Here is a 23,851-nt window from a genome sequence, read left to right on the forward strand (position 1 = left end):
GCCTTCTTCCGCCCACGCCTCCCGAAGCACCGTTGCCACCTGGCTTTGGACAAAGCGCTGACCATGACACAAGTTTGGTGTAGCCTTGCGGCCTTTTTCGAGTACGGCATCCCCCTCGGCCATGACGCCAGGATTACAGCGCACCACCTTCAACCGATCCGGCCTGGTCCGGCTCCTCTCCGAAATCACCCCGGAACCCGTTGATCCCAAATACGATTTTGGCGAGCGACTGGGCCAGTGGCTTGATTTCGCGGATGCCCTCGCCCTTTTTTCGGCGCTCAATGCCGACGCCGCAAAAACGACGATGCCGGCAACCGGCGCGCATGCCAACCCGCTAGCGGCGCAACTGACTCGCGTTCGTGAAAACTTGAGCAGCTCGATCCAGAACGATGGGGTGTTCAGCGAAGGAACCGCCCGGGTTCGCTTCCCGACCCCTTTGCCGCAAGCCACCGCCAAGGAAGCCGCCGATTTTGCTCCCTACCATCGTTACTACCTGGCCCACCAGCGCGACATGGCGAGTGCCATTTCCGCCTTGCGGAGCAACGCCAGGAAGGCTCTCGCCGCCCGTTCACCGGCGCATCGCCAACTGGCTGAACTGGATGCGAATTTCGATAAAATACTGATCGTTCGCGAGCGCAACCTGCTCGGCAACATTCCGATTCTGCTCGCCCGACGCTTCGCCCAGCGCTACCAGGAGCACCAGGCAAGCTTGCCGGCCACTGCCCAAGATGACCCGGCGCTTTGGACACAACCGGGAAGCTGGCTCGAAGCCTTTTGCCAGGACACCCAGGCCATGCTGCTGGCCGAACTCGATTTGCGCCTGAAACCGGCCGCCGGACTGATCGCCGCCCTTGGCCAGGAAGACAACACCACGCCATGAACCGCAATTTCTGTATCTCAGCCTTCATCCTCGGCCTGCTTGCCGCACTCTGGGTCGCCTCCAGCTACATCGGCGGCAGCCATCTGGCCCTGGTCGTCACACTGGTCATCACCGCCGTCTATATCGCCGGCGCCATGGAGTTGCGCCGCTTTCACGGCAACACCGACGGCCTGGCCAAGGCCCTGCGCGCCATTCCGGACGACCTGGCCCACCTCGGCGAATGGCTGCAACAGGTGCCAGCACCGCTGCAGAACACCGTCCGCCTGCGCATCGAAGGCGAGCGTGCCGCCCTGCCCGGCCCCGGCCTGACGCCCTATCTGGTCGGCCTGCTGGTGCTGCTCGGCATGCTCGGCACCTTCCTCGGCATGGTCGTCACGCTCAACGGCGCCGTGCTGGCGCTGGAAAGCACCACCGACCTGCAGACCATCCGCGCCGCGCTGGCCGCGCCGGTCAAGGGCCTCGGCGTTGCCTTCGGCACCTCGGTAGCCGGCGTCGCCACCTCGGCCATGCTCGGTCTGATGTCGGCCCTCTGCCGCCGCGACCGCCTGCGTATCGGCCAACTGCTCGACAGCAAGATCGCCAGCGCCCTGCGCGACTTTTCGCTGACCCACCAGCGCCAGGAAACCTTCAAGGCCTTGCAGGCCCAATCGCAGGCTCTGCCCGATCTGGTCACCACGCTGCAGGCGATGATGGGCCAGATGGCCGAACAGAACCGGGAACTCGGCGCCAATCTGCTCGCCGGGCAGCAACAGTTCCACGCCGAAGCCAAGGCCCTCTATACCGACCTCGCCCAATCCGTGGACCAGTCCCTCAAGGCCAGCCTGAAAGACAGCGCCACCGTCGCCGCCAAAACCATTCAGCCAGTCGTCACCGCGACCATGGAAGGCATCGCCGGCCAGACGCGCGACCTCCACGACAAGCTGTTCGGCTCCGTGCAGACTCGCCTCGACGACGTTGCCGGCCGCTTTGCGGAAACCCTTGGCACCGTCGGCGATACCTGGACGCAGGCTGTTGCCCGCCAGGAGCAAGCCACCGAAACCCAGCACCACAACCTGCAGTCAGCGCTACAGGGCTACTCCGACAGCTTCGAGCAGCGTTCGGGGACCTTGCTGGCCTCGGTCGAAGGCTTGCACGCCAGCCTGCAAGGCGATGCTGAACAGCGCAATGCGGCGCTGATCGCCGCCACCCGCGATACCCATCTACAACTGGCCGACACCGTCACCCGCCAGCTCGACGGCGTCGCCAGGCGCTTCGACGAGGCTGTCGGTCAGGTCTCCGCTACCTGGGACAAGGCCGTCGACCAGCAAGGCCAAGCCAGCGACGTGCTGCATCGCAACCTGCAAACGGCACTCACTGCCTTTGCCGACACCTTTGCCGAGCGGGCCCATGCCCTGCTGGCGGCGGTCGACAGCAACCAGGCGACCATCCGCAGCGAGATCACGGCGGTCCATGCCGAACTGGCCGCAGCCACCCGCGCCGAGCAAAGCAACCTGACGCAACAGGTCGCCACCCAGCTCGATGGCCTGGCCCAGCGTTTCGACGGCGCCGTCGGTACGGTATCCGAAACCTGGACGCGCGCCCTGGCCAGCCACGAACAGGCCAGCGAACGCCTGACGACGGCGCTCGACAAGACACAGACCAGCCTGGTCGATACCTTCGCCGAACGCAGTGCCGGCCTGTTCGCCGAACTGCGCGCCCAGCAGGCGGCGTGGCAAAGCGAATGGAATGCCGGCGAAGCCGACCGCCAGCGCGCCTACACCGATGCCCTGCAAACGCTGGCCGGTCGCCTGGAGAGCCAGTGGCAGAGCTCCGGTGCAGCGACACTGGCGCAGCAGGAACAGATCACCCGCAGCCTCGCCGACACCGCCCGCGATGTCGTTGCCACCACGCAGGCCCAGGCCCGGACGACCATCGACGAAGTCACCCGCCTGATGCAGACCGCTGCCGAGGCGCCGAAGGCCGCCGCCGAGGTCATCGGCCAGTTGCGCCACGAACTCTCCGCCAGCATCGCCCGCGACAACAGCCTGCTCGAAGAACGCAGCCGCATCATGGAAACGCTGGCTGCCTTGCTCGATGCCATCAACCACGCGTCGACCGAACAGCGCAGCGCCATCGACGCCTTGGTCGCCTCGTCGTCCGAACTGCTCGAACGTGTCAGCGGCCAGTTCGCCAGCAAGGTCGATAGCGAAGCCGGCAAGCTGGTCGAAGCCGGAGCCAGCGTCGCCGGCAGCGCCATCGAGGTGGCCAGCCTCGGCGAGGCTTTCGGTACCGCCGTCCAGCTGTTCACCGAGGCCAACGACAAGATGATGGGCGCGCTGCAGCGCATCGAAGGCGGCCTCGCCAAGGCCCTCACCCGCAGCGACGAACAGCTCGCCTACTACGTCGCCCAGGCGCGCGAACTGATCGACCTCAGCATCCTGTCGCAGAAAAAGATGGTGGACGACCTGCAACGCGTCGCCAGCCTGTCTGACAAACCGGTCGAGGCCTGAGCATGGAACAGATCGACGCCGGCGTCGAACACGACACCCCGATCTGGGCCGTCTTCGGTGACCTGATGTCCGGCCTGCTCGGCGCCTTCGTGCTGATCCTCGTCGGCGTGCTCGGCGTACAACTTGAACTGGTGAGCAGCCTGGAAGCCGAAATCCAGAAACGCCAGCAGGAAGAAGCGCGCCGCATGGCGCTCGAAAAGGCCCTCGCCGGCCCGCTCGCCTCAGGCCGCGTCACGCTCAACAACGGCAAGATCGGCATCAGCGGCAACGTCCTGTTCGCGCTCAATTCCGACCAGTTGCAGCCGGATGGCAAACAACTCCTGAAGAGCCTCGCCCAGCCCATCGCCGCCTACCTGTCGGTTGGCGAGCAGATGCTGATGGTCAGCGGCTTCACGGACGACATGCCGGTACGTGGCAGCAACAGCAAATTTACCGACAACTGGGAACTGTCCGCGCAACGCGCCCTCACCGTCACTCGGACCCTGATCGACGACGGGGTGCCGTCCGACGCCGTCTTTGCCGCTGCATTCGGCGCGCAACAGCCGGTGGCCTCCAACGCCGATGCCGAAGGGCGCGCCCGTAACCGCCGCGTCGAAATGGCCCCGGTTCCCAAGAGCAGCAAGACGGTCAAGGAAGGCAATGGCTGACACGACGGGCAGCGCCAGCGATCCGCAAGCCCGCCTGGACGCCCTGCGCGCCAGCGGTGCCGATCGTCGCGAGCCGGTACGGTTTGCCTATATCGAATCGCTCGAACGCCGGGCGGCCACGCAACCCGAGGCTGTTCGCCGAGCCCTGCTGGCCCGCATCAACACCGCCGCCGACCAACTGGCAGCCATACCCGGCCCGTCCGTCGAGACACCCGTCGACAAGGCCACCACCAGCCCCCTGGCCGAACTGCTCGCCTATATCGGCCAGCATGCCCATGAACAGCCGACAACGCCCCATTCGGCAACGCCTCCGCCAAATACCCAACGACACGCCAGGCCCCGCGCCCCGCGGGCGCCGGAGCTCAAGTCCGTGGCCTATTTCCGCAACACCTGGTCCAAGCTCAGTGCCGAGCAACAACTGACCCAGACGCTGGCCCAGGCCCCGGAAAATGCCGGCCCGATGAATTCCCAGCACCTCGTGTTGCGCAGCCTGCAAGTCATGCGTGACGTAGCGCCGGACTACCTGCAGGGCTTCATGTCCTATGTCGACACCCTGATCTGGCTGGAGCATGCCGACCCGATGCGCCCGATGCCGAGAAGCGAAGGCGACCGGAAACCGCGCCCGGCGAAACGGAATACAGGCAAGCGGCAAGCGAGTTAGGCTACCTCGGGGAGGCGCCGCACCCCGGTATGCCTGCCCCGTTGTCATTTGATCGAGACGGTGATTAAATGGCTTTCGCATCCGATTTTATAGCCGGGGCACGGGCGCCGGCCGGACAGTTCCGCCTCGCCTGCACGACCCAAGGAAGTACTTGGGTACCTGGTCGCAGTTCGCGCTTCAGTTGCTGACGTAATTGGTTTTCTTTCTTCCAACGACGTTTTCCGGAGTTATCGATGCAGACCAGAAAAACCGTGGGCCCCGCCCTGGCCGATCTCGACCTGACCCCGCTGCCGGCCGATCGTTTCGCCTACCAGAATCGTTTTGTCCCTTTCATCATCCGCGACGCCAACGGAAATCCGGTGGTCAGCGTGGTATCGACGGCCATGCGCGACATGCGTCAGGAGATGGAGAAGGCGGCCGCCAAGGCACTGAGCACTGGCGACCTCAAAGTCGGCCCCGGACGGCCGCCCAAGCCGCCGAAGCCACCCAAGCAGGGTCCGGGCACCACGGTTACGCCGACCGGCAACAACGGCAACCCCGGCGGCATGGGCTGGGGTACGGGCCGGCCGGGGGACGACGTCGAGCTGGCGGGCAAGGCTTCCGATTTCGGCGTCATCCTGCTTGAACGTACCCGCTTCCGTCCCAAGGGTTTCGCCCTCGGCGAGCAGATTCTGTCGCTGAGCCTGGCACCGGGCGAGGAAGTGACCATCGAGCAGAAAACATTTTCCGAGAAGACAGTCACCTTCGAGGACATCAACGACACGGAAGAGGAAGTAAATACGGAACTGGGCAGCAGCCTGACCACCGAATTGTCCGAAGCCCTCAACCAGACCCAGAGCGACACCCACAACCGCAGCACCAATATCGGCGGCACCCTCGGGGTCTCCTATTACGTCAATCTGAACATCAGTGCCGGCTATACGGATTCCGTCAACAACGCCCTCTCCTCCAGCCAGGGAGAAACGGTGCGCAACGTGATGACCAAGACGGAAAAGCTGGCGGCACGCCGCCGCGCCCAGCACAAGATCACCATGAAAGTGGCGGAAACCAGCCGCTATGAAGCCGGGAACAAGCGGATTCTGCGCAATCCCAATCCGTACACGCCGGTCGATCTGGTTTATTTCAAGCTGCTGCAGAAGCTGGATGTCTCCCACGAGCGTTTCGGCGTCCGCCTGTGCTGGGCGCCCTTCATTCCCGATCCCGGCGTCGTCCTCGATCAGGCGGAACGCGCCGAGCGCCAGCGCCTGGAACAGGAGATCACCCTCGATCTGCCCACCCTGCGCGCCACGCCGACCGATCCGGGTGTCGGCCCGGCACGCACGGTGACCACGCCCTCCATCGAACTGAGCAGTTGGGGGCAACCCTGGGGCGACATGCGGGCCGACTATGAATTCAAGATTCCGGTACCGGCCGCCGGCTACCGCTGGGATGGCAATACCGATGCCATCACGCTGACCGTGAACTGGTCCGGCTTCGGCGGTCGCGGTGCGCCGGGAGTCCGCGTGCTGCTGGCCGAGCCCTACGTCGACGAGAACGGTCCCGGCCTGCGCGTGATCGTCCATGCCGGCGTCGATTGGGGCGGTGTCGGCGCCCATCTGTATTGCAGCCTGACCGCCGGCTTCGTGGCCGATTCCTCGGCCGCCAGCGCCACCTTCCTGGCCGACCTGGCCAAGTGGAACGAAGAAAAGGCTACCTACGACAAGGAAGTGGCCCGCCTCAAGGCGGAACGGGAAACCGCCATCGGCACCGCCCTGGCGCGCTGGCGCACCGCCTACATGGCAACTTTCGATCCGGTGTCGGCGGCCTATCAGTTGCTGATCGCCATGCTTTTCCCGCCCAGCGAACGGGACGAGGGCTTCGAGGTCGAAATGTGGAACAAGGTCTTTGATTTCTCGGCCACGGCCTTTCAGTATTACCCGTCCTGGTGGAGCAACCGGGAGCGACGCAATCCCGAAAAAGCGCCCGATGCCTTCGAAAACGCCAGCTGGATGCGGGTTTTCCTGCCCATCCGCCCCGGCTTCGAGCCCCAGGCGATGGCCCTGCTCATTGAGCGGCGGGTGCATACCCCGGTCAAGGACCCGCTGAAGGCCGCCGCCGTGAAGAAGGTGCTTCAGGAATTGGAAACCGCCCGCACTACCTATTTCGGCGGCAACAGCGAGATTCAGGTTGTCGCCGGCACGCCCTGCCCGACCGCCACCCGCCCCTACATCTGCCTGGCCCATTGGGACGAGCTGCTGCCCACGGACGGCACCCATCTGGAAGTGGTGCAGGCGATGACCACGGCCATGGACGACACCAGCGCCCAGTCGATGAGCGACGCCCACGCGCTGATGACGGCACGCGTCGCCAGCCAGTCGTCGGAAGGCGATCTGACCACGTCGGTGCGCGACGCCGTCATCGGTGCCGCGACGGCGCCGACGGTCGATGTCCATATCGGTGTCGGCACGCGTCCGACGGACTAGGCGAAGCCGGTAGCCGCCCGTGGCCGACGGTTCTGTTGCCGACCCGCGGATCAAGAGCCCTGGCGGCCGATGGCTGCCGGCCCTGCCCTTGCCGGATGTCGCCGAGGCCGTCGGGCGCATGCCGTCGGAAAAGCTGCTGGCGACGGCCACGGTGCTCATCGACCAACTACGGACGATGGAATCGGGCTTTTTGTTCTCCATGCAGGGACGCGCCTTCTCCCGCTCCCTGGTAACCATCCTCGAGTATTACAACCTGAGCGGCGATGAACTGCAGGATCTCATCCCCATTCTGGCCCGCTTCGATTGCGTTCACGCCTTCTTCGACCAGGCGACGCCGAACAACGACGACGGCCTGAAGCGCTACCTGCTCAATCATGGCGTGTTGTGGGAACAGGTGCTGTACTACCACGAGTTCTCGGCCTGGACGCCGGTGCGTTTCACCGGCGGCTTCCTGCTCGGCCTCGGCTACTCCGGGGCGGCCATCGCGGAGACGCTGTACGAACTGTTCGATTTCGCCGTCGAAGCCTGCCAGAACCTCGACATGGCACGGCGCAAGATCGGTCAGTTGATCGACGGCATCCGCCAGCTTTCCATCGAATCGCTGGCCGCCATGGCCCAGGACGCCTGGCAGGCATGGAATGTCGAATTCAGTGCCGCCCTCTACGACCTGGATTTCGACAAGGCCGGCTTCATGCTCGGCAAGCTGGCCGGCGACCTGTGGTTCCTGTTCACCGGCATTCGCGCCATCGCCAAGCTGCCCGGCATGACCTACCGGGCGGCCCGCCGCTTTGCTCGGCTTTTCGTGCGCGGCGCGCGGGCCAGCAAGGAAGTGGCCGGCCTGGTGCTCGAATTGCTGGCCAAGCTGGGCAGCACGCTCAACCGGGCGGTCGAGATCGGTTTTTCCGGCCTGCTCAATTTCCTCGACGACAGCGCCGCGCTGCTCAAGGCTCTCCAAGAAGGCGCCGTGGCAACGGTGAACAAGTTCGGCGACCTGGTCCTCTTCCTCAACGACATGGGGCCGGAGATGGCCCTTTCCGGCAACGTGCCTTGCAGCTTCGCCCTGTTCGGCGAAGTCGAGGGCACCACCACGGTTCTCGCCCGCGTGCGCGGTGCCGGCAAACTGACCGTGGAGGAGATTACCAAGACCCTCAATAGCTTCGGCCAGAAAGCGCGCGGCGCGGGCCGGCTAACCAGGGCCGGTCTGAGCGAGGTAGAGCGCTTGGTAAAATTCTTGACCGATTTTCTCGACAACTGGCGGCAGGTCTTGATCGATGCGCTGGAGTTCGATCCCGACGTGCAAGTCGTCATCTCGCGCAAGGAATTCGGCATCTGGTTGCACGATCACATGAAGCTCACGCTGGACACCCTGGAAAAGGAGCTGAAAACCTACAAGACGCTGAGCGAGATGAGCATCAAGAGCATTGCCGCCGAGATGATGATCCCCGCCGAGATGCAGAAGGTGGCGGACACCACCATTCTCGATTTTCTCAAGTCGCGCAAGGATCTGTGGCCGCTGTTCGGGGTCGAGAAGGAAAAAGACCTCGCCAAGCTGATCAAGGCGCTGGGCTATACCGACCCGGCGACCGCCACCATCGGCAGCATGAAATGCGATGGCGTGCTCTACGACTGGTTCTCCGGCAAGCTGTACAGCTTCGACTGGACCAGCGGCCTCTCCCGCTATCAATTCGTCCAGATGTTCGCCACCGCCGACCGGGCCGAACTGGCCGAGCTGATGACCAAGTTCATAGCGCACTCCCAGCGCGAATACGTGCTGCGCCAGGCGGTCCTCGCCGAGGTCTTCAAGGGATGGTCCACGGCCGCCGTCGAAGTGCTCTACAAGCCGCTACCCCGGCGCTTCCTGCCGTAAGAGGCTGTTAGACTTGCCGGGCCTCTTCCCGACGAACCGACCGCCATGCCCGACCTCGACAAGCAACTCGCCTTCCTGCGCGAAATTGACCGTCTCAAGACCGTTGTGCGCCTGTCGCCGCTGATTGACCGCTCACGGCGCGAGAACAGCGCCGAACACTCCTGGCACCTCGCCATGTATGCGCTGGTGCTCGCCGAGCATGCGGCCGGCACGATCGACATCCTGCGCGTCGTCAAGATGCTGCTCATCCACGACATCGTCGAGATCGACGCCGGCGACGTTCCATTCCATATCCCCGCCACGCACGCCGGACAGGCGGAACGCGAGCGCCTGGCTGCCGAACGCCTCTTCGGCCTGCTGCCGGAGGCTCAGGCCGAAGAGTTCCGCGACCTGTGGCACGAATTCGAAGCCGCCGGGAGCGACGACGCCCGGTTCGCCAAGGCCCTCGACCGCTTCCAGCCCATGCTGCACAACGCCGCCACCGACGGCGGTTCCTGGGTGGAGTGCGCGGTGACGCTGGAACAGATCAAGGCCCGCTGCCAGCCTCCAATCGAGCGGGGCGCTCCGGCCTTGTGGTCAGCCGCTGCCGAGATGGCCGAAGCGCATTATCGGAAGCGGTGACCAGCAGCCGCGGACCTGCAGAAAATCCGTTCTGAAAAAAAGTTACGCAAGGTCGCTTGACCTTCCCACCATGGGAAGCTCCATCATGGGTTCATGGCAATCCTTTGGAGACGCAAATGTCCTCTACCTCGAATTCAGATACGGCTCTTGAGCTCAGGCTCGGTATTGGCGGGATGAGCTGCGCTTCCTGCGTTGCTCGTGTCGAAAAGGCGCTTCTGCGCGTTGATGGCGTAACGGAGAGCAGCGTCAATCTTGCGACCGAAGAGGCCCTGGTGAAAACAGCGCCAGGCGTACGCGTCGAGGCGCTGACGGAGGCCGTTCGGGAAGCCGGGTACCGCGTTGCGACACAAAGCATTGCTCTCCAAATCGGCGGCATGAGCTGCGCATCGTGCGCCGGCCGGGTCGAGAAGGCCTTGCTGAAAGTCCCCGGCGTGCTGAACGCGTCGGTGAATCTCGCAACGGAAAAGGCAGCGGTCGAAGCACTTTCGGGCGTGACCTTCTCCCTCCTCGCCGCAGCCGTTGCCAAAGCCGGCTACACGGCAGATCCGGTCGCGGAACAACGAGCGGAAACGACACGCAATCGCCTTCCCGAATGGTGGCCGATTGCCCTGAGCGCCTTGCTGACGCTACCGCTGATGGCCCCCATGCTGCTCGGTCTCGTCGGTGTCGACTGGATGCTCGACGGCTGGGTGCAACTCGCCTTGGCGACCCCGGTTCAATTCTGGCTGGGGTGGCGCTTCTACAGCGCGGCCTGGAAAGCCGTCAAAGCCGGGGCGGGCAATATGGATTTGCTGGTCGCGCTCGGCACCAGCGCCGCCTACGGTCTATCGCTCTACCTGCTCGTGCAGCGCGGCCATGAGGGGGCTTTTCATCTCTATTTCGAGGCTTCTGCCGCCATCATCACGCTGGTTCTGCTGGGTAAATGGCTGGAGGCACGCGCCAAACGGCAAACGGCCGATGCCATTCGCGCCTTGAATGCGCTCCGCCCCAGCATCGCCCGGGTGCTGGTCGATGGCCAGGAGGTGATGACGCCGGTTGAGCGGCTGACGGTCGGTGACCTGGTCGTGGTCCGCCCGGGAGAACGCATTGCGGTCGATGGCGAAGTCGTGGACGGACAGAGTCATGTGGATGAAGCGCTCATTACCGGCGAAAGCCTGCCCGTCGCAAAAAATACGGGGGACAAGGTCACCGGGGGATCGATCAATGGCGAAGGGCTGCTCCATGTCCGCACCATGGCTACCGGCACGGAAACGACGCTGGCCCGCATCATTCGCCTGGTCGAATCCGCCCAGGCGGCGAAGGCGCCGATTCAGCGCATCGTGGACCGCGTCAGCGCAGTCTTCGTCCCGGCGGTGCTGTTGATTGCCGTGGCCACCTTCGTCGGCTGGATGATGTATTCGGGGAACTGGGAGCAGGCGCTCATCAATGCCGTCGCCGTCCTCGTCATCGCCTGTCCGTGCGCCCTGGGCCTGGCTACCCCGACCGCCATCATGGCCGGGACCGGAGTGGCCGCTCGTCGGGGAATCCTCATCAAGGATGTCGAAGCGCTTGAGCTGGCGCATTCGGTGACCGCCGTCGCCTTCGACAAGACCGGCACGCTCACTGAAGGAAAGCCCGCGCTGGTGGCCTTCGAACCGGCCGAAGGCATCGCGAAAGAGACGGTCCTGCAGATCGCCGGCGCCCTTCAACAAACCAGCGATCATCCGCTGGCGCACGCGGTCATGGAGAAAGTGCGCGAACTCGGCATGGCATTGCCGGCAGTCAGCGAGGCCAAGGTGCTGCCAGGTCGGGGGTTGCAAGCCAGGCTGGACGGGACGTTGATACTTCTTGGCAGCGCCCGCCTGATGCAGGAACAGGGCGTTGCCCCAGGCAAGCTCGCAGCTGTGGCCGCAGCGCTGGAAAGCGAAGGAAAGACCATCTCCTGGCTGCTGCGCCAATCGGACTCGGGCCCGGAATTGTTGGGGCTTCTGGCCTTCGGCGACACGATCAAGCCGGCGTCCTATCAGGCCGTCGCCCGCCTGCGCCAGCTGGGAATAAAAACCGTCATGCTGACCGGGGACAATCAGGGAAGCGCCCGGGCGGTGAGCGCCGAACTCGGCATCGATGAGGTTCGCGCCGAATTGCTGCCGGCCGACAAGTCGAACGTCATCCAGGCGATTCGCGAACAGGGATACGTGGTGGCGATGGTCGGAGATGGCCTGAACGATGCCCCCAGCCTGGTCGCCGCCGATGTCGGGCTGAGCATGTCAACCGGCACCGATGTGGCCATGGAGGCGGCGGGCATTACATTGATGCGCGGCGATCCGCGCCTGGTGGCCGACGCTTTCGACGTATCCCGTCGTACCTATCGCAAAATCAAGCAAGGCCTGTTCTGGGCATTTGCCTATAACGTATCGGGAATCCCCCTGGCGGCCATGGGCATGCTGAATCCGGTCGTCGCCGGTGCCGCAATGGCACTGAGCAGTGTTAGTGTGGTCGCCAACGCATTGCTGCTGCGCCATTGGCGGGGTAGCGCGACGACGGGCGTGGAAAGGACGGAGAAATGAATATCGGCAGTGCAGCCAAGGCTTCAGGCGTTTCGGCCAAGATGATTCGCCACTATGAGGGGATCGGATTGCTGCCCCAGGCCGGCCGATCCGATGCAGGCTATCGCCAGTACGGCGAAAAGGACCTGCGCACCCTCCAGTTCATCCGCCGTTCGCGCGACCTGGGGTTCTCGCTTGGCGAAATCCAGGGCCTGCTGGGACTCTGGCAGGACCGGGCGCGTCCCAGCCGGGAAGTGAAGGCGCTTGCCAAGCGGCACCTGGAATTCCTCGACCGGAAACTCGAAGAACTCCAGTCGATGAAGAATGCCTTGTCCCATCTGGTCAGCTGTTGCCACGGCGACGAACGCCCGGATTGCCCCATTCTGGAAAACCTGTCCGGAGAGAACGGTAGCGCCGGCCTGGCCGGACATGGCGGTCGATAAATGACATGGTCGGCCGGTGCCAAGGGAACCAAACCCGGCCTCCGCCGTCGAAAAGGCGACCGCAGGCGGGTTTGGCGACCCGGCATCGGTTTGACTTCGCCTCCAACCTCCCCTGTTTCGTTTCGATGCCTCCCCCAGCCCCCCGTCTTTTTGCCTTCGACAACACATACGTCCGCGACCTGGAAAATTTCTACGTCCGCTGGAAACCGACACCGGCCAGCAAGCCGAGCCTGATCCGCCTGAATACCTCGCTGGCCTGCGAACTGGGTGCCGATCCCGCACTGCTCGCTTCGCCGGAAGGCATCGAGGCGCTGGCGGGGAATTACCCTATGGAAGGCGCCGAGCCGATCGCGCAGGCCTATGCCGGGCATCAGTTCGGCGGCTTTTCGCCGCAATTGGGCGACGGGCGGGCCTTGCTGCTGGGCGAGGTGATCGACGCCAACGGCCGGCGGCAGGATATCGCTTTCAAGGGCTCCGGACGGACGCCGTTTTCCCGCAACGGCGACGGCAAATGCGCGCTTGGGCCAGCTTTGCGCGAATACCTCGTCAGCGAAGCGATGCACGCACTGGGCATTCCGACGACGCGCTCGCTGGCCGTGGTCGCCACCGGCGACATGGTGCGCCGCGAACGCGCCCTGCCCGGCGCGGTGCTGACGCGGGTAGCAGCCAGCCATGTGCGGATCGGCACGTTCGAATACTTTGCCGCCCACCAGGGGCCGGAGCAGGTCAAGCGTCTGGCCGATTACGTCATTGCCCGCCATTACCCGGAACTGGTTGCCAGCACGCAGCCCTACCTCGACCTGCTGGCCGGCGTCGCCGAACGGCAGGCGCTGCTGATCGCCCGCTGGCTGGGCGTCGGCTTCATCCACGGCGTGATGAACACCGACAACATGACGCTCTCCGGCGAAACCATCGACTACGGTCCCTGCGCCTTCATGGAGGCTTACGACCCGGCGACGGTCTTCAGCTCCATCGACCGGCACGGCCGCTACGCCTATGGCAACCAGGCCGATATCGCGCAATGGAACCTGGCGCGCCTGGCCGAATCGCTGCTGGCCCTGATCGATACCGACAGCGACCAGGCGGTGGCCCGCGCCACGGCGCTGCTCACGGCGTTTCCGGAACGGGTCGCGGTGCATTGGCTGGCCGTCATGCGGAGCAAGCTCGGGTTTGATGAGTCGGGCCAGGCGAGCGAAGACAGCCAACTGGCGGAAGATTTCCTCTCGCTGCTACAAGCGGGCAAGCTCGATTTCACCAACGCCTTCCGTGCGCTGTACGACGCTGCCGCCGGCAATCCGCTCCCGCTGCAGGCACTGTTCGGCAATGAGGCCGGATTCGGCGCCTGGCACGCCCGCTGGCTGGCCCGCCAGCCGAATCGCGCCGATGCCTTGCTGACGGCCATGCGAAGAGCCAATCCCTGGGTCATCGCCCGCAACCATCGCGTCGAGGAGGCGCTGGCGGAGGCCGTAGACCGGATGAACCTGGCGCCTTTCGAACGACTGCTGGCGGTACTGCAAAATCCTTTCGAATCGCGCGCCGACGATATCGCCTATACCGAACCGGCCCCGGCCGAGGTAACGGCCTGCTACCAGACTTTCTGCGGAACCTGACGGAGTACGACATGGCCACCAACGACTACGGCATCGCCCATCAACTCGCGCCGGAACCGGGCGTCGATTCATGGCGCGATGCGGCCGGCCAACCCCTGGCCGCCTACGGACTGGCGGACATGCCCGGACGCTACAAGCTGATCTTCTGCTTCCAGGACAACTGCCCGGGCTGCCACCGCAGCGGCTTTCCCACCCTGATCAAGCTTTTCGAGGCTTTCCGCCGCTCGCCGACCATCAGTTTTGCCGCCATCCAGACCGTCTTCGAGGAATTCGAGCACAACACGCCGGAGCGCGGCTTCGCCAACCAGCAGCGCTACGCCTTGCCCATCCCCTTCGGCCACGATGCCGGCCCGGATCGTGCCGGTTCCCGACTGATGCAACGCTACCGCAGCGGCGGGACGCCGTGGTTCATCCTGATCGATCCCGAAGGCGTGGTCCTCTTCAATCACTACCACGTCGACGCCGACCGGCTGATCGACTACCTGCGCGATGCCGAAAGCCGATACGCCGGCCTGACGCCAGACGGTACCCTGACCTGGGCCGGAGTGCTGCGTCTGGCACGCAACGGCAATCCCGAGCCGCCGCGCCGCGTCGAACACGGCGAGGCCGAGTGGCGTACCCGCCTGACGCCGGAGCAGTTTTACGTCGCCCGGCAGAAAGGCACCGAGCCCGCCCACAGTTCCGCCATGTGCGCCCTCTTCGAACCCGGCCGCTATGCCTGCGTCTGCTGCGGCACCGAGTTGTTCGACGCCGGCAGCAAGTTCGACAGTCGCAGCGGCTGGCCGAGCTTCACCCAGGCCCTGTCGCCCGACGTCGTGGCCTATCATGATGATTCCAGCCACGGCATGACGCGCATCGAAACCACCTGCAACGTCTGCGATGCCCATCTCGGCCACGTTTTCCCCGATGGGCCGGCACCGAGCGGCCTGCGCTACTGCATCAACGCCCTCTCGCTGACCAAGTGCTGATCGCCGGATAAGCCGCCACACCGCCAGTTGCCCGCGATCAGCGCGGGCCGGCAGCGCTATACTGGGGGCATTTCCCCAGCAGGAGCCTGCCATGCCCAGCGGTACGGAACGTTTCGTCCTGGCCCTCGATCAGGGAACGACCAGCAGTCGTGCCATCCTGTTCGACCGCGGCGGAAACATCCTCGCTATCGCCCAGCAGGAAATCACCCAGCACTATCCGCAACCCGGCTGGGTTGAGCACGACGCTGACGAAATATGGGCATCGCAGCTGGCCGTGGCGCGCGCCGTGTTGCGCGACAACGCTATCCGCCCGGAGCAACTGGCCGCCGTCGGCATCACCAACCAGCGCGAAACGACCGTTCTCTGGGATCGCGTCACCGGCCAGCCGCTGCACCGCGCCATCGTCTGGCAGGATCGGCGCACCGCCGCCATCTGCGACGAACTGAACGCCGCCGGCCATGCCGCCCTGTTTGCCAAACGGACGGGCCTGGTGCTCGACGCCTACTTTTCCGGCACCAAGCTGAAATGGCTGCTCGATCACATTCCGGGTGCCCGCAGCCGCGCCGAACGCGGTGAGCTGGCCTTCGGCACCGTCGATAGCTGGCTGGCCTGGCATCTGTCCGGCGGCCAGGCGCACGTCACCGATCCGTCGAACGCTGCGCGTACCCTGTTGTTCGACATTCATCGCCGGTGCTGGGACGACGAACTGCTGGCCCTGCTCGACATCCCACCCCGGCTGCTGCCGCGCATCGTCGACAGCAGCGGGCCGATCGCCACGCTGGATCCCCGATGGCTGGGCTGTACCGTGCCCTTGGCCGGCATCGCCGGCGACCAGCAGGCCGCCACCTTCGGCCAGGCCTGCCTGGAACACGGCATGGCCAAGAATACCTACGGCACCGGCTGCTTCCTGCTCATGAACACCGGCGACCAGCCGATGACCTCGCGCCATCGCCTGTTGAGCACGGTCGGCTGGCAGCGTCGGGAACGAACCACCTACCTGCTCGAAGGCAGCGTGTTCATGGGCGGTGCCACGGTGCAATGGCTGCGCGACGGGCTGGGGCTGATTTCCAGCTCGGCTGAAGTCGAGGCGCTGGCTGCCAGCGTGCCGGACAACGGCGGCGTCTATCTCGTTCCGGCCCATGCCGGCCTCGGCGCGCCGCATTGGGACCCGCAGGCGCGCGGTGCCCTGTTCGGCCTGACGCGTGGTTCGACCAAGGCTCACATTGCCCGCGCCGCGCTCGAAGCCATCGCCTTCCAGAGCGCCGACCTGCTGGCCGCCATGGAAAAGGATGCCGGTCATCCGCTGAGCGAATTGCGCGTCGATGGCGGCGCGGCGCGCAACGACCTGCTGATGCAATTCCAGGCCGATCTGCTCGGCGTGCCGGTGGTGCGCCCGCGCGTCACCGAAACCACCGCGCTCGGCGCCGCCTACCTGGCCGGCCTGGCGGTCGGTTTCTGGCAGGACGAAGCCGAACTGGCGGCGCTGTGGCAGGCCGAACGGCGCTTCACACCGAACATGCCCGAAACGCGACGCGCCGCCTTGTTCGGCGAATGGCATCGCGCTGTCGAACGCGCGCTGAGATGGACGACTCCACTATGACACTCGTGCCACCCGCCCGCCACGAAAGCCTCTCCGCGCTGCTCGACGAGGACACCTGGGATGTGCTGATCATCGGCGGTGGTGCCAGCGGCCTCGGTGCCGCCGTCGATGCCGCCGCCCGCGGCTACCGGACGCTGCTCCTCGAAGCCCGCGACTTCGCTTCCGGCACTTCCTCGTGCAGCACCAAGCTGATTCACGGCGGCGTGCGCTACCTGCGCCAGGGCGACATCAGCCTGGTCCGCAGCGCCCTGCACGAACGGACCCATCTGCTGGCCAACGCTCCGCATCTCGTCCATCCGCTCGCCTTCATCATTCCCGCCAGGAAGCTAGTCGACCGCCTGTTCTACGGGACCGGACTCAAACTCTACGACCGGCTGGCCGGCGCGCACAGCCTGGCAGCTTCCACCGGGCTGGACCGGGCCGCGCTGCTTGCCGCCCTGCCCGGCTTGAACCCGGATGGGCTGTGCGGCGGTATCCGCTACTGGGACGCTCAGTTCGACGATGCCCGCCTGGCCATCGCGCTGATGCGCACCGCCGTCGACCACGGCGCCACCTGCCTCAACTACCTGCCGGTTGTCGGCCTCCTCAAGGCGGGCGGCCGCATCGTCGGCGCGCTCGCCCGGGATGCCGAGACCGGGGAAGAATTCGAGATAAAGGCCAAGGTCGTCATCAACGCCACCGGTGTCCATGGCGACCGGATTCGCCGACTCGACCGCCCGGACAGCGCACCGCTGCTGACCCCCAGCCAGGGCATCCATCTGGTCGTCGACGCCGATTTCCTGCCCGGCAACGAGGCCCTGTTGATACCGGAAACGGAAGACGGCCGCGTCATGTTCGCCATCCCCTGGCAAGGCAAGGTGCTGCTCGGCACCACCGATACGCCGCGCCCCGACCTCAAACGGCTCGACGATCCGCAGCCGCTTGAGGAAGAAATCGACTTCCTGCTGCGCACGACTGCCGGCATCCTGACCCGTGCGCCGACCCGTGCCGACATCCGCAGTGCCTTCGCCGGCCTGCGCCCCTTGATCCATCCGGAACACGACAGCGACCACAAAACCACCGCCGCCCTGTCGCGCGAACACGCGATCCTGGTCAGCGACAGCGGCCTGATCACCGTGGCCGGCGGCAAATGGACCACCTACCGACTGATGGGCGAGCAAGTCATCGACCGTGCCGCCGTGCTGGCCGGTCTGTCCCCGGTTTCCTGCAAAACCCGCGACCTGAGGCTGCACGGCTGCCCGAGCGAGCCATGTGACAGCGTCCTCGGTAGCGAAGCAGCGTGCCTGCCCGAACTGCCGGGCCATGATCGCCCGCTGCACCCGGCGCTGCCGTATAGCGAGGCCATGGTTCGTTTCGCCATCCGCTACGAGCAGGCGCGAACGGTGGACGACATCCTGGCCCGCCGGACACGCGCTTTCTTCCTCGACGCGGCAGCGGCCGAAAGCTGTATCGGGAAGGTGGCAGCCATACTGGCCGAGGAATTGACTCCCGCCGACGAACGGCTGGAGGCCATGACCGCCGACGCCTGCCGGAGCGCCGCACGCTTTCAGGTAGCAGCCGGCAAACAAGGCTGAATCGCGCCGGGACAACCGCTCCGGTTACCAAGTGTTACGAGAATGCCCGGGATTAATTGCCCGGCGTCGGCGCAGCCCGCATAAAATGCCGCCGATGAAAAGTCCCGAACGATCCCGCGAACAACGAGCGCTCCTGCTGGCGTTCGCGGTTTCGCTGGCGATCCACCTGGCGGTGCTGCTGGTGCCGCGCGATGAGCGGCGTGGCGACCCGAATACTGCCTCGCGCATCGAGGCACGGCTGGCGCCGAGCCGGAAGGCGGTCGAGCCGGTCGTCGAAGCGCCGCAGAAACCGGCTGCTGCCAACGCCGCCAAGGCGAAGCCCCGGCAGCGCATCCTGACAGCCGACAAATCGCGGAGCACGACACCCCAATGGAGCGTTGCGCAAAAAGCGGAAATGGATGGCTTCCTAAACGAGCTGGAAACTCAGGCCAAATCCGTACCGAAGCCGACGCTGGCGCAGCGCTCGCTGGCCATGGCCCGCGAAGCCGGTCGACAGATGGCGCGGGAAGATGCAACCGGCGATGCGCTGCTCGAACTGCGCCCGAATGGCCCGCCAGTCAATTCCTTCAGCCTCGAAATGTATCTCGACGCGCTGGTGCGGCGGCTGAATCGCAGCGCCGGTTTCGTCAACAACGAACGCCGGCATCGCGGCGTGCAGACGGCCGCCGTTCAGTTCCGCCTGAATCCGGACGGTTCGCTGAAGTCCTTCGTCGTGCTCAATGCCGCCGACCAGGCCGAGGAAGTGGCTTTCATCAAGGCGGTCATCGAGCGTTCGGTGCCTTTTTCACCCTTCCCGCCCGATATAGACCGCGCCGCCCGCTCGCTGGGCGTCACCATCTGCATCCGCCCGGGCATGAACAACGAACCGGGGTTCAGCCGCATGGGCGGCAGCCGCTGCCTCTAGGGCGTCTTAGCCGCGCAGTTCGCTCAAGGCCGCATCGATGAGCTGCCGCGAGATGCTGATCGGCTCCGGCAGCAAGGGCAGCGCATCGGGTGAAAACCATTCCGCCGCCTCGATTTCCACCGGTTCGGGCACAATCTCCCCGCCCGCGTAATCGGCGAAGAAGGCGACCATCAGTGAATTGGGGAAAGGCCACGGCTGGCTGGCGTAGTAGCGCAGATTGGCGATCTCGATCCCAACTTCCTCGCGGACCTCGCGCCGGGCGCACTGTTCCAGCGTTTCGCCCGGTTCGACAAAGCCGGCCAGCGCGCTGTAGACGCCCGGCTTGAAGCGCGGGCTGCGCGCCAGCAGCAAGCGGTCGCCATCGCGCACCAGCACCATGACGGCCGGCGAAATGCGCGGATAAACCAGCAGACCGCAGGCCGGGCATTGCATGGCGTGTTCGTCGGCCCGCATCCCGGTCGGCGTGCCGCAACGGCCGCAGAACCGGTGTTGCGCCTGCCAGTCGAGAAGTTGTACGGCCCGCCCGGCCAACGCGAAGGCTTCACCGCCCGCCAGCTGAAAGACGGCACGCAGGGGCGTCGGCTCGGTTCCGGCAAGCTCGGGCAGCTCGGCCACATCGGCGGCATAACAGCTTGCCCCCTGCCAGTCGCCGATGTGCAGCCCGCCATCGGGCAGCACGCCGAGATGCCGGCCGGCCGGAAATGGCGAGCCTGCAGTCTCGTCGACGGCAATCAGCAAGCGGTTGTCGCTGCGCAATATCCAGTAAGCGGTATCGGTCATTTCGGCGGCTCGCGGCCAAAGGAAGCGTTTATAGCATGTTGGCGGCCGGATTTCACAGGCCGGCGGAATGAGCATCGAACAAGGCGGGCGCTTGTTTTGCCGCATCCCGTTTTTGCGCTGCAGCACCGATCTGCGAAAATACCGGCATGCCTGCACTCGCCTTCGTCGATCTCGAAACTACCGGCGCCACCGCCACCCATGACCGCATCACCGAAATCGGCATCGTCGAGGTCGATGACGATGGGTCCGTTCGCGAATGGCAGCAGCTGGTCAATCCCGGCATGCGGATTCCCCCGTTCATCGAGCAGCTGACCGGCATCACCAACGACATGGTGGCCGATGCGCCGCCCTTCGAGGCGATTGCCGGCGAAACCCTGCGCCGCCTCGAAGGGCGACTGTTCATCGCGCACAACGCCCGCTTCGACTACAGCTTCCTGAAAACTGAATTCAAGCGCCTGGGTATCGACTTCCGCAGTACCGTCACCTGCACGGTGAAGCTGTCGCGGGCGCTGTATCCGGAACACCACCGGCACAACCTCGACAGCCTGATCGAACGCCATGGCCTGCAGGCCGAGGCCCGCCACCGTGCGCTGGCCGATGCCCAGCTGATCCATCAGTTCTGGCAGAAAATCCACCTCGACCGCAGCAGCGAGGCCATCGAGGCGGCCCTGCGCAAGCAGAACACCCGCCCCAGCCTGCCGCCGAATCTCGACGCGGCAAACCTCGAAGACCTGCCTGATGCGCCCGGCGTCTACCTGCTCTACGGCGAGAACAACCTGCCGATCTACGTCGGCAAGGCCAAGGATCTGCGCAAGCGCGTGCTGTCGCACTTTTCGGCCGATGTCCGCTCGGCCAGGGAAATGGCACTCGCCCAACAGGTGCGACGCATCGACTGGATCGTCACGGCCGGCGAGATCGGCGCCCTGCTCCGTGAATCCGCCCTGCTCAAGGAACTGTTGCCGACGCAGAACCGCCAGCTGCGCAAGAACGAGGAAGTGTGCACCTGGACGCTGGTCGACGAAGGCGAAGGCTGGCTGCGCCCGCAACTGACCTTGGCCAATGAGCTTGATTTCGGCCTCTCCACCGCGTGCTACGGCCTGTTCAAGAACAGCAAGGAAGCCAACACCGTGATGCGCCAGCTGGTCGAAAGCCACCACCTGTGCGACATGCTGACCGGCCAACAGCCGGTCAAGCCGGGCAAGCCCTGCTTCGGCCACCAGATTCGGCGCTGCAAGGGAAGCTGCGTCGGCAAGGAGCCGCTGGCCAAGCACACCATGCGCCTGATGACCGCGCTAACCGGCCTGAAGCTGGTGACCTGGCCCTACCCCGGGCCGGCCATCATCCGCGAGGAAGACGAGGCCCACCTCATCGACGGCTGGCGCTATCTGGGTACGGCGCGATCCGACAACGAGATCCGCGAACTGCTGGACAGCCCCCGCCCGCTCTTCGACCGCGACATCTACAAGATACTGGCCAAATACGTCGCAAAGCTGAAGCCGCTTGCCGCCCTTAATGGCGGATTTTGAGCGCGATATCGACGACAAAAGCCCCGACGAACAACACCCAGCCGGCGACACGGAAGCCGTTGCCCACCCGTTTGTAAGCCCGCTCGTTGGGTCGGGTGTCGTAGTGATCGACGATTACGGCGAGCAGAACCACCACGGCGCAGATGGCGGCGGCAAACATCACCCATAACGACACGCCATGCAGATGGATGCCGTTACCGCGTTTGCCGGGAATGTAGAAATCGTCGATGGCCGCCGCCAGCGCGGCATAGCCGAACAGGCAGGCGGCAAAAAAGAGGTTGGCCAGCCTGTCCTTGAGGGGAATCCGGTTCGGCACGTGCAAGACGCGGCGGTTCAATTGCTCATCGCAGCGCATTTCATCGCGCAACTGCTCCCGCAAACTCTGCATATCGGCCACCAGTTGTGCATCGACGCGGACATATCCACCCGCCAGCCGGTCGCTAAGGGATGCATAAACGCCACCCTTGTCGCGGAGATAGCGCCCCATAAATGCCAGCGCAGCACGAATGTCGGCATTGCAGGGGAAATACATCCGCTTCCCCGCCAGGGTTTCATTTAATTCGGTGATGACACTGTCGACTTGTTCGAGATTCATGGCGCTTTCAGTAAATACAAATGACATGTCGACTTTAAGACAATATGCGTAACACATGTTCCGAGTAATCCTCAGCGATCCTTCGGCATGTGCCAATCAATAACGCATGACCGAAAACGGGTGGCAAAGCCGCCAGCAAACCGTTTGTCATGACTGTGGCACACTACCCCAATATCCCACGAAGGAGTACGCCATGCCTGCCGCGAAACCGGCCAGATCCAACCCCTCACCCCGGCGCGTCGCCATCGCCTGCCAGGGTGGCGGCAGCCATACCGCCTTTACCGCCGGCGTGCTGCAAGCGCTCCTGCACGGCATCGATGCGGAAAAGCACCATCTCCTGGGCCTCTCCGGCACCTCAGGCGGCGCCCTGTGCGCAGCCCTGGCGTGGACCGGCCTGCTCGAGGGTGACCCGAAGCGCGGCGCTTCCCTGCTCGACGCCTTCTGGCGAAAGATGAGCGCCAGCCAGCTGCCCGACTTCTGAACCAACCAGTGGCTGCTCCTGCAGCAACGCAGCCGCTCCGTGCTCGGCCTGCCGGAAATCAGCCCCTATCTGCTGCCGACGAGCGGGCAGGATTTCATGGCCGACCTGCTCAGTGCGCACATCCCGTTCGAGCGCCTGCAGTCGCTGACGAAACCGCATTCACCCTGCCTGATGATCGGTGCCGTGGAGGTGCTTTCCGGCGATTTCACCGTCTTCCATTCGCATCCCGGCCCCGGACAGCCGGGCATCACGGTCGAGGCGCTGCTCGCCTCGGCGGCGATTCCGGAAATGTTCCGCGCCGTTCATATCGGCAAGGGCATTTATTGGGATGGCCTCTTCTCGCAGAATCCGCCGATCCGGGGTTTTCTGTCCGGCAAGGGAAGCCGGGACGCCAAGCCGGATGAAATCTGGGTCATCCAGATCAATCCAGAACGTCGCGCCGGCGAACCCATGACCGCGAACGACATCGACGACCGCCGCAACGAACTGGCTGGCAACCTGTCGCTGCATCAGGAACTGTTCTTCGTCGACCAGACCAACGACTGGCTCAGGAAGAAATGGCTCGACGCCGCGCACATGAAGCACGTTGACGTGCGCTTCATCCGCCTCGAACTCGATCTCGACTATGCCTCCAAACTCGACCGCAGCCCGGCCTTCATCGAACGCCTGATGGACGAAGGGCGCAACAAGGGGGCAGAATTCATTGCCCGACTGAACAAGGAAACACCATGAGCTTTTCGTTTGCCAAGATACGCCCGGCCTGCCTTGCCGGCGCGCTTGCCCTTGCCGCCGCCCTGCCCGCCCAGGGGGAAGAGATCGACTGCGTCACCACCACCTGGAAGCTGATCGGCGCCAACCATCGTATCTGCGTCAATGCCTACGACGACCCGAAGATTCCCGGCGTCACCTGCCATGTCAGCCAGGCGCGCACCGGCGGCGTCAAGGGCAGCCTCGGACTGGCCGAAGATCCTTCGCAGTTTTCCATCGCCTGCCGCCAGGTCGGGCCGATCGTGCTGCCGGCCAAGCTGCCGGACGACGAGGTTGTATTCAGCGAAGACACCTCGCTACTGTTCAAGGAAACGAAAGTTCACCGCTTCCTCGACCAGAAACGCAACGTGCTGATCTATCTGGCGATCAGCCGCCGGGTCATCGAAGGCGCGCCGGCCAACGCGATTTCGACGGTTCCCATCCAGTCCTGGGGCGGTAAATAATCGGAAG

At 64.8% G+C, this 23,851-nt stretch carries 20 protein-coding genes; 18 read left to right on the forward strand and 2 right to left on the reverse strand.

Annotated features, from left to right (window positions below):
- Positions 1-121 precede the first annotated feature (121 nt).
- From F1002_RS10275 to F1002_RS10340, 14 genes are all read left to right on the forward strand, one after another.
- Positions 122-880 (forward strand): DUF3348 domain-containing protein, encoded by a 759-nt coding sequence (locus tag F1002_RS10275; protein ID WP_150428941.1) that lies wholly within the window; start codon positions 122-124, stop codon positions 878-880.
- The gene (locus F1002_RS10280) at positions 877-3,369 is read left to right on the forward strand and encodes a DUF802 domain-containing protein (RefSeq protein WP_150428942.1); all 2,493 of its coding nucleotides are present in this window, start codon (positions 877-879) and stop codon (positions 3,367-3,369) included. The genes F1002_RS10275 and F1002_RS10280 overlap by 4 nt, the downstream gene beginning before the upstream one ends.
- A 2-nt stretch (positions 3,370-3,371) precedes the next feature.
- Positions 3,372-4,016 carry an OmpA family protein gene (locus tag F1002_RS10285; protein WP_150428943.1) on the forward strand — a complete coding sequence of 215 codons (645 nt, stop codon included), beginning with the start codon at positions 3,372-3,374 and terminating at the stop codon, positions 4,014-4,016.
- Positions 4,009-4,677, forward strand: a complete 669-nt coding sequence (locus tag F1002_RS10290; protein WP_191090365.1) for a DUF2894 domain-containing protein — start codon at positions 4,009-4,011, stop codon at positions 4,675-4,677. The genes F1002_RS10285 and F1002_RS10290 overlap by 8 nt, the downstream gene beginning before the upstream one ends.
- A gap of 233 nt (positions 4,678-4,910) precedes the next feature.
- Positions 4,911-7,139: a hypothetical protein gene (locus F1002_RS10295; protein ID WP_150428945.1), complete on the forward strand. Its 2,229-nt coding sequence runs from the start codon at positions 4,911-4,913 to the stop codon at positions 7,137-7,139.
- A 19-nt stretch (positions 7,140-7,158) separates the two neighbouring features.
- Positions 7,159-9,006, forward strand: coding sequence for a hypothetical protein (locus tag F1002_RS10300; RefSeq protein ID WP_150428946.1), 1,848 nt, complete (start codon positions 7,159-7,161; stop codon positions 9,004-9,006).
- 45 nt (positions 9,007-9,051) lie between these two features.
- A complete protein-coding gene (locus F1002_RS10305; RefSeq protein WP_150428947.1) occupies positions 9,052-9,627 on the forward strand; it encodes an HD family hydrolase in 576 nt (191 codons plus the stop codon).
- A 116-nt stretch (positions 9,628-9,743) separates the two neighbouring features.
- Complete coding sequence (locus tag F1002_RS10310; protein ID WP_150428948.1) at positions 9,744-12,173, forward strand: heavy metal translocating P-type ATPase; 2,430 nt, start codon at positions 9,744-9,746, stop codon at positions 12,171-12,173.
- The gene (gene cueR, locus F1002_RS10315; protein WP_150428949.1) at positions 12,170-12,595 is read left to right on the forward strand and encodes a Cu(I)-responsive transcriptional regulator; all 426 of its coding nucleotides are present in this window, start codon (positions 12,170-12,172) and stop codon (positions 12,593-12,595) included. Before F1002_RS10310 ends, cueR begins: the two co-directional genes overlap by 4 nt.
- Before the next feature lie 125 nt (positions 12,596-12,720).
- Positions 12,721-14,205, forward strand: coding sequence for a YdiU family protein (locus F1002_RS10320; protein ID WP_150428950.1), 1,485 nt, complete (start codon positions 12,721-12,723; stop codon positions 14,203-14,205).
- Between the two features lie 11 nt (positions 14,206-14,216).
- Positions 14,217-15,173, forward strand: coding sequence for a peptide-methionine (R)-S-oxide reductase MsrB (gene msrB, locus F1002_RS21500; RefSeq protein ID WP_370452149.1), 957 nt, complete (start codon positions 14,217-14,219; stop codon positions 15,171-15,173).
- A 91-nt stretch (positions 15,174-15,264) separates the two neighbouring features.
- On the forward strand, positions 15,265-16,773 hold the full coding sequence (gene glpK / locus F1002_RS10330) for a glycerol kinase GlpK (protein ID WP_150428951.1): 1,509 nt from the start codon (positions 15,265-15,267) through the stop codon (positions 16,771-16,773).
- A complete protein-coding gene (locus tag F1002_RS10335; RefSeq protein WP_223879537.1) occupies positions 16,755-18,347 on the forward strand; it encodes a glycerol-3-phosphate dehydrogenase/oxidase in 1,593 nt (530 codons plus the stop codon). The genes glpK and F1002_RS10335 overlap by 19 nt, the downstream gene beginning before the upstream one ends.
- Positions 18,348-18,441: 94 nt before the next feature.
- Entirely contained in the window at positions 18,442-19,251 is an 810-nt protein-coding gene (locus F1002_RS10340) for a hypothetical protein (RefSeq protein ID WP_223879538.1), read from the forward strand.
- A gap of 6 nt (positions 19,252-19,257) precedes the next feature.
- Here F1002_RS10340 and nudC read toward each other — a convergent pair whose 3' ends face one another.
- A complete protein-coding gene (nudC, locus tag F1002_RS10345; protein WP_150428953.1) occupies positions 19,258-20,031 on the reverse strand; it encodes an NAD(+) diphosphatase in 774 nt (257 codons plus the stop codon).
- A gap of 146 nt (positions 20,032-20,177) precedes the next feature.
- Here nudC and F1002_RS10350 point away from each other — a divergent pair, with 146 nt between their 5' ends.
- Positions 20,178-21,557, forward strand: coding sequence for a 3'-5' exonuclease family protein (locus F1002_RS10350; protein WP_150428954.1), 1,380 nt, complete (start codon positions 20,178-20,180; stop codon positions 21,555-21,557).
- On the opposite strand, the gene F1002_RS21220 is transcribed toward F1002_RS10350, so the two are convergent.
- Positions 21,541-22,152, reverse strand: coding sequence for a hypothetical protein (locus F1002_RS21220; protein ID WP_223879540.1), 612 nt, complete (start codon positions 22,150-22,152; stop codon positions 21,541-21,543). The genes F1002_RS10350 and F1002_RS21220 overlap by 17 nt on opposite strands.
- Before the next feature lie 193 nt (positions 22,153-22,345).
- Here F1002_RS21220 and F1002_RS21225 point away from each other — a divergent pair, with 193 nt between their 5' ends.
- The 3 genes from F1002_RS21225 to F1002_RS10365 are packed head-to-tail and all read left to right on the forward strand — an operon-like array spanning position 22,346 to position 23,844.
- Entirely contained in the window at positions 22,346-22,633 is a 288-nt protein-coding gene (locus F1002_RS21225; protein WP_223879541.1) for a patatin-like phospholipase family protein, read from the forward strand.
- 39 nt (positions 22,634-22,672) lie between these two features.
- Positions 22,673-23,365 (forward strand): patatin-like phospholipase family protein, encoded by a 693-nt coding sequence (locus F1002_RS10360; RefSeq protein WP_223879542.1) that lies wholly within the window; start codon positions 22,673-22,675, stop codon positions 23,363-23,365.
- Positions 23,362-23,844 carry a CreA family protein gene (locus tag F1002_RS10365; protein WP_150428955.1) on the forward strand — a complete coding sequence of 161 codons (483 nt, stop codon included), beginning with the start codon at positions 23,362-23,364 and terminating at the stop codon, positions 23,842-23,844. Before F1002_RS10360 ends, F1002_RS10365 begins: the two co-directional genes overlap by 4 nt.
- Positions 23,845-23,851: the final 7 nt, after the last annotated feature.

The sequence above is a fragment of the Dechloromonas sp. CZR5 genome (assembly GCF_008711155.1).
Taxonomy (GTDB): Bacteria; Pseudomonadota; Gammaproteobacteria; order Burkholderiales; family Rhodocyclaceae; genus Azonexus.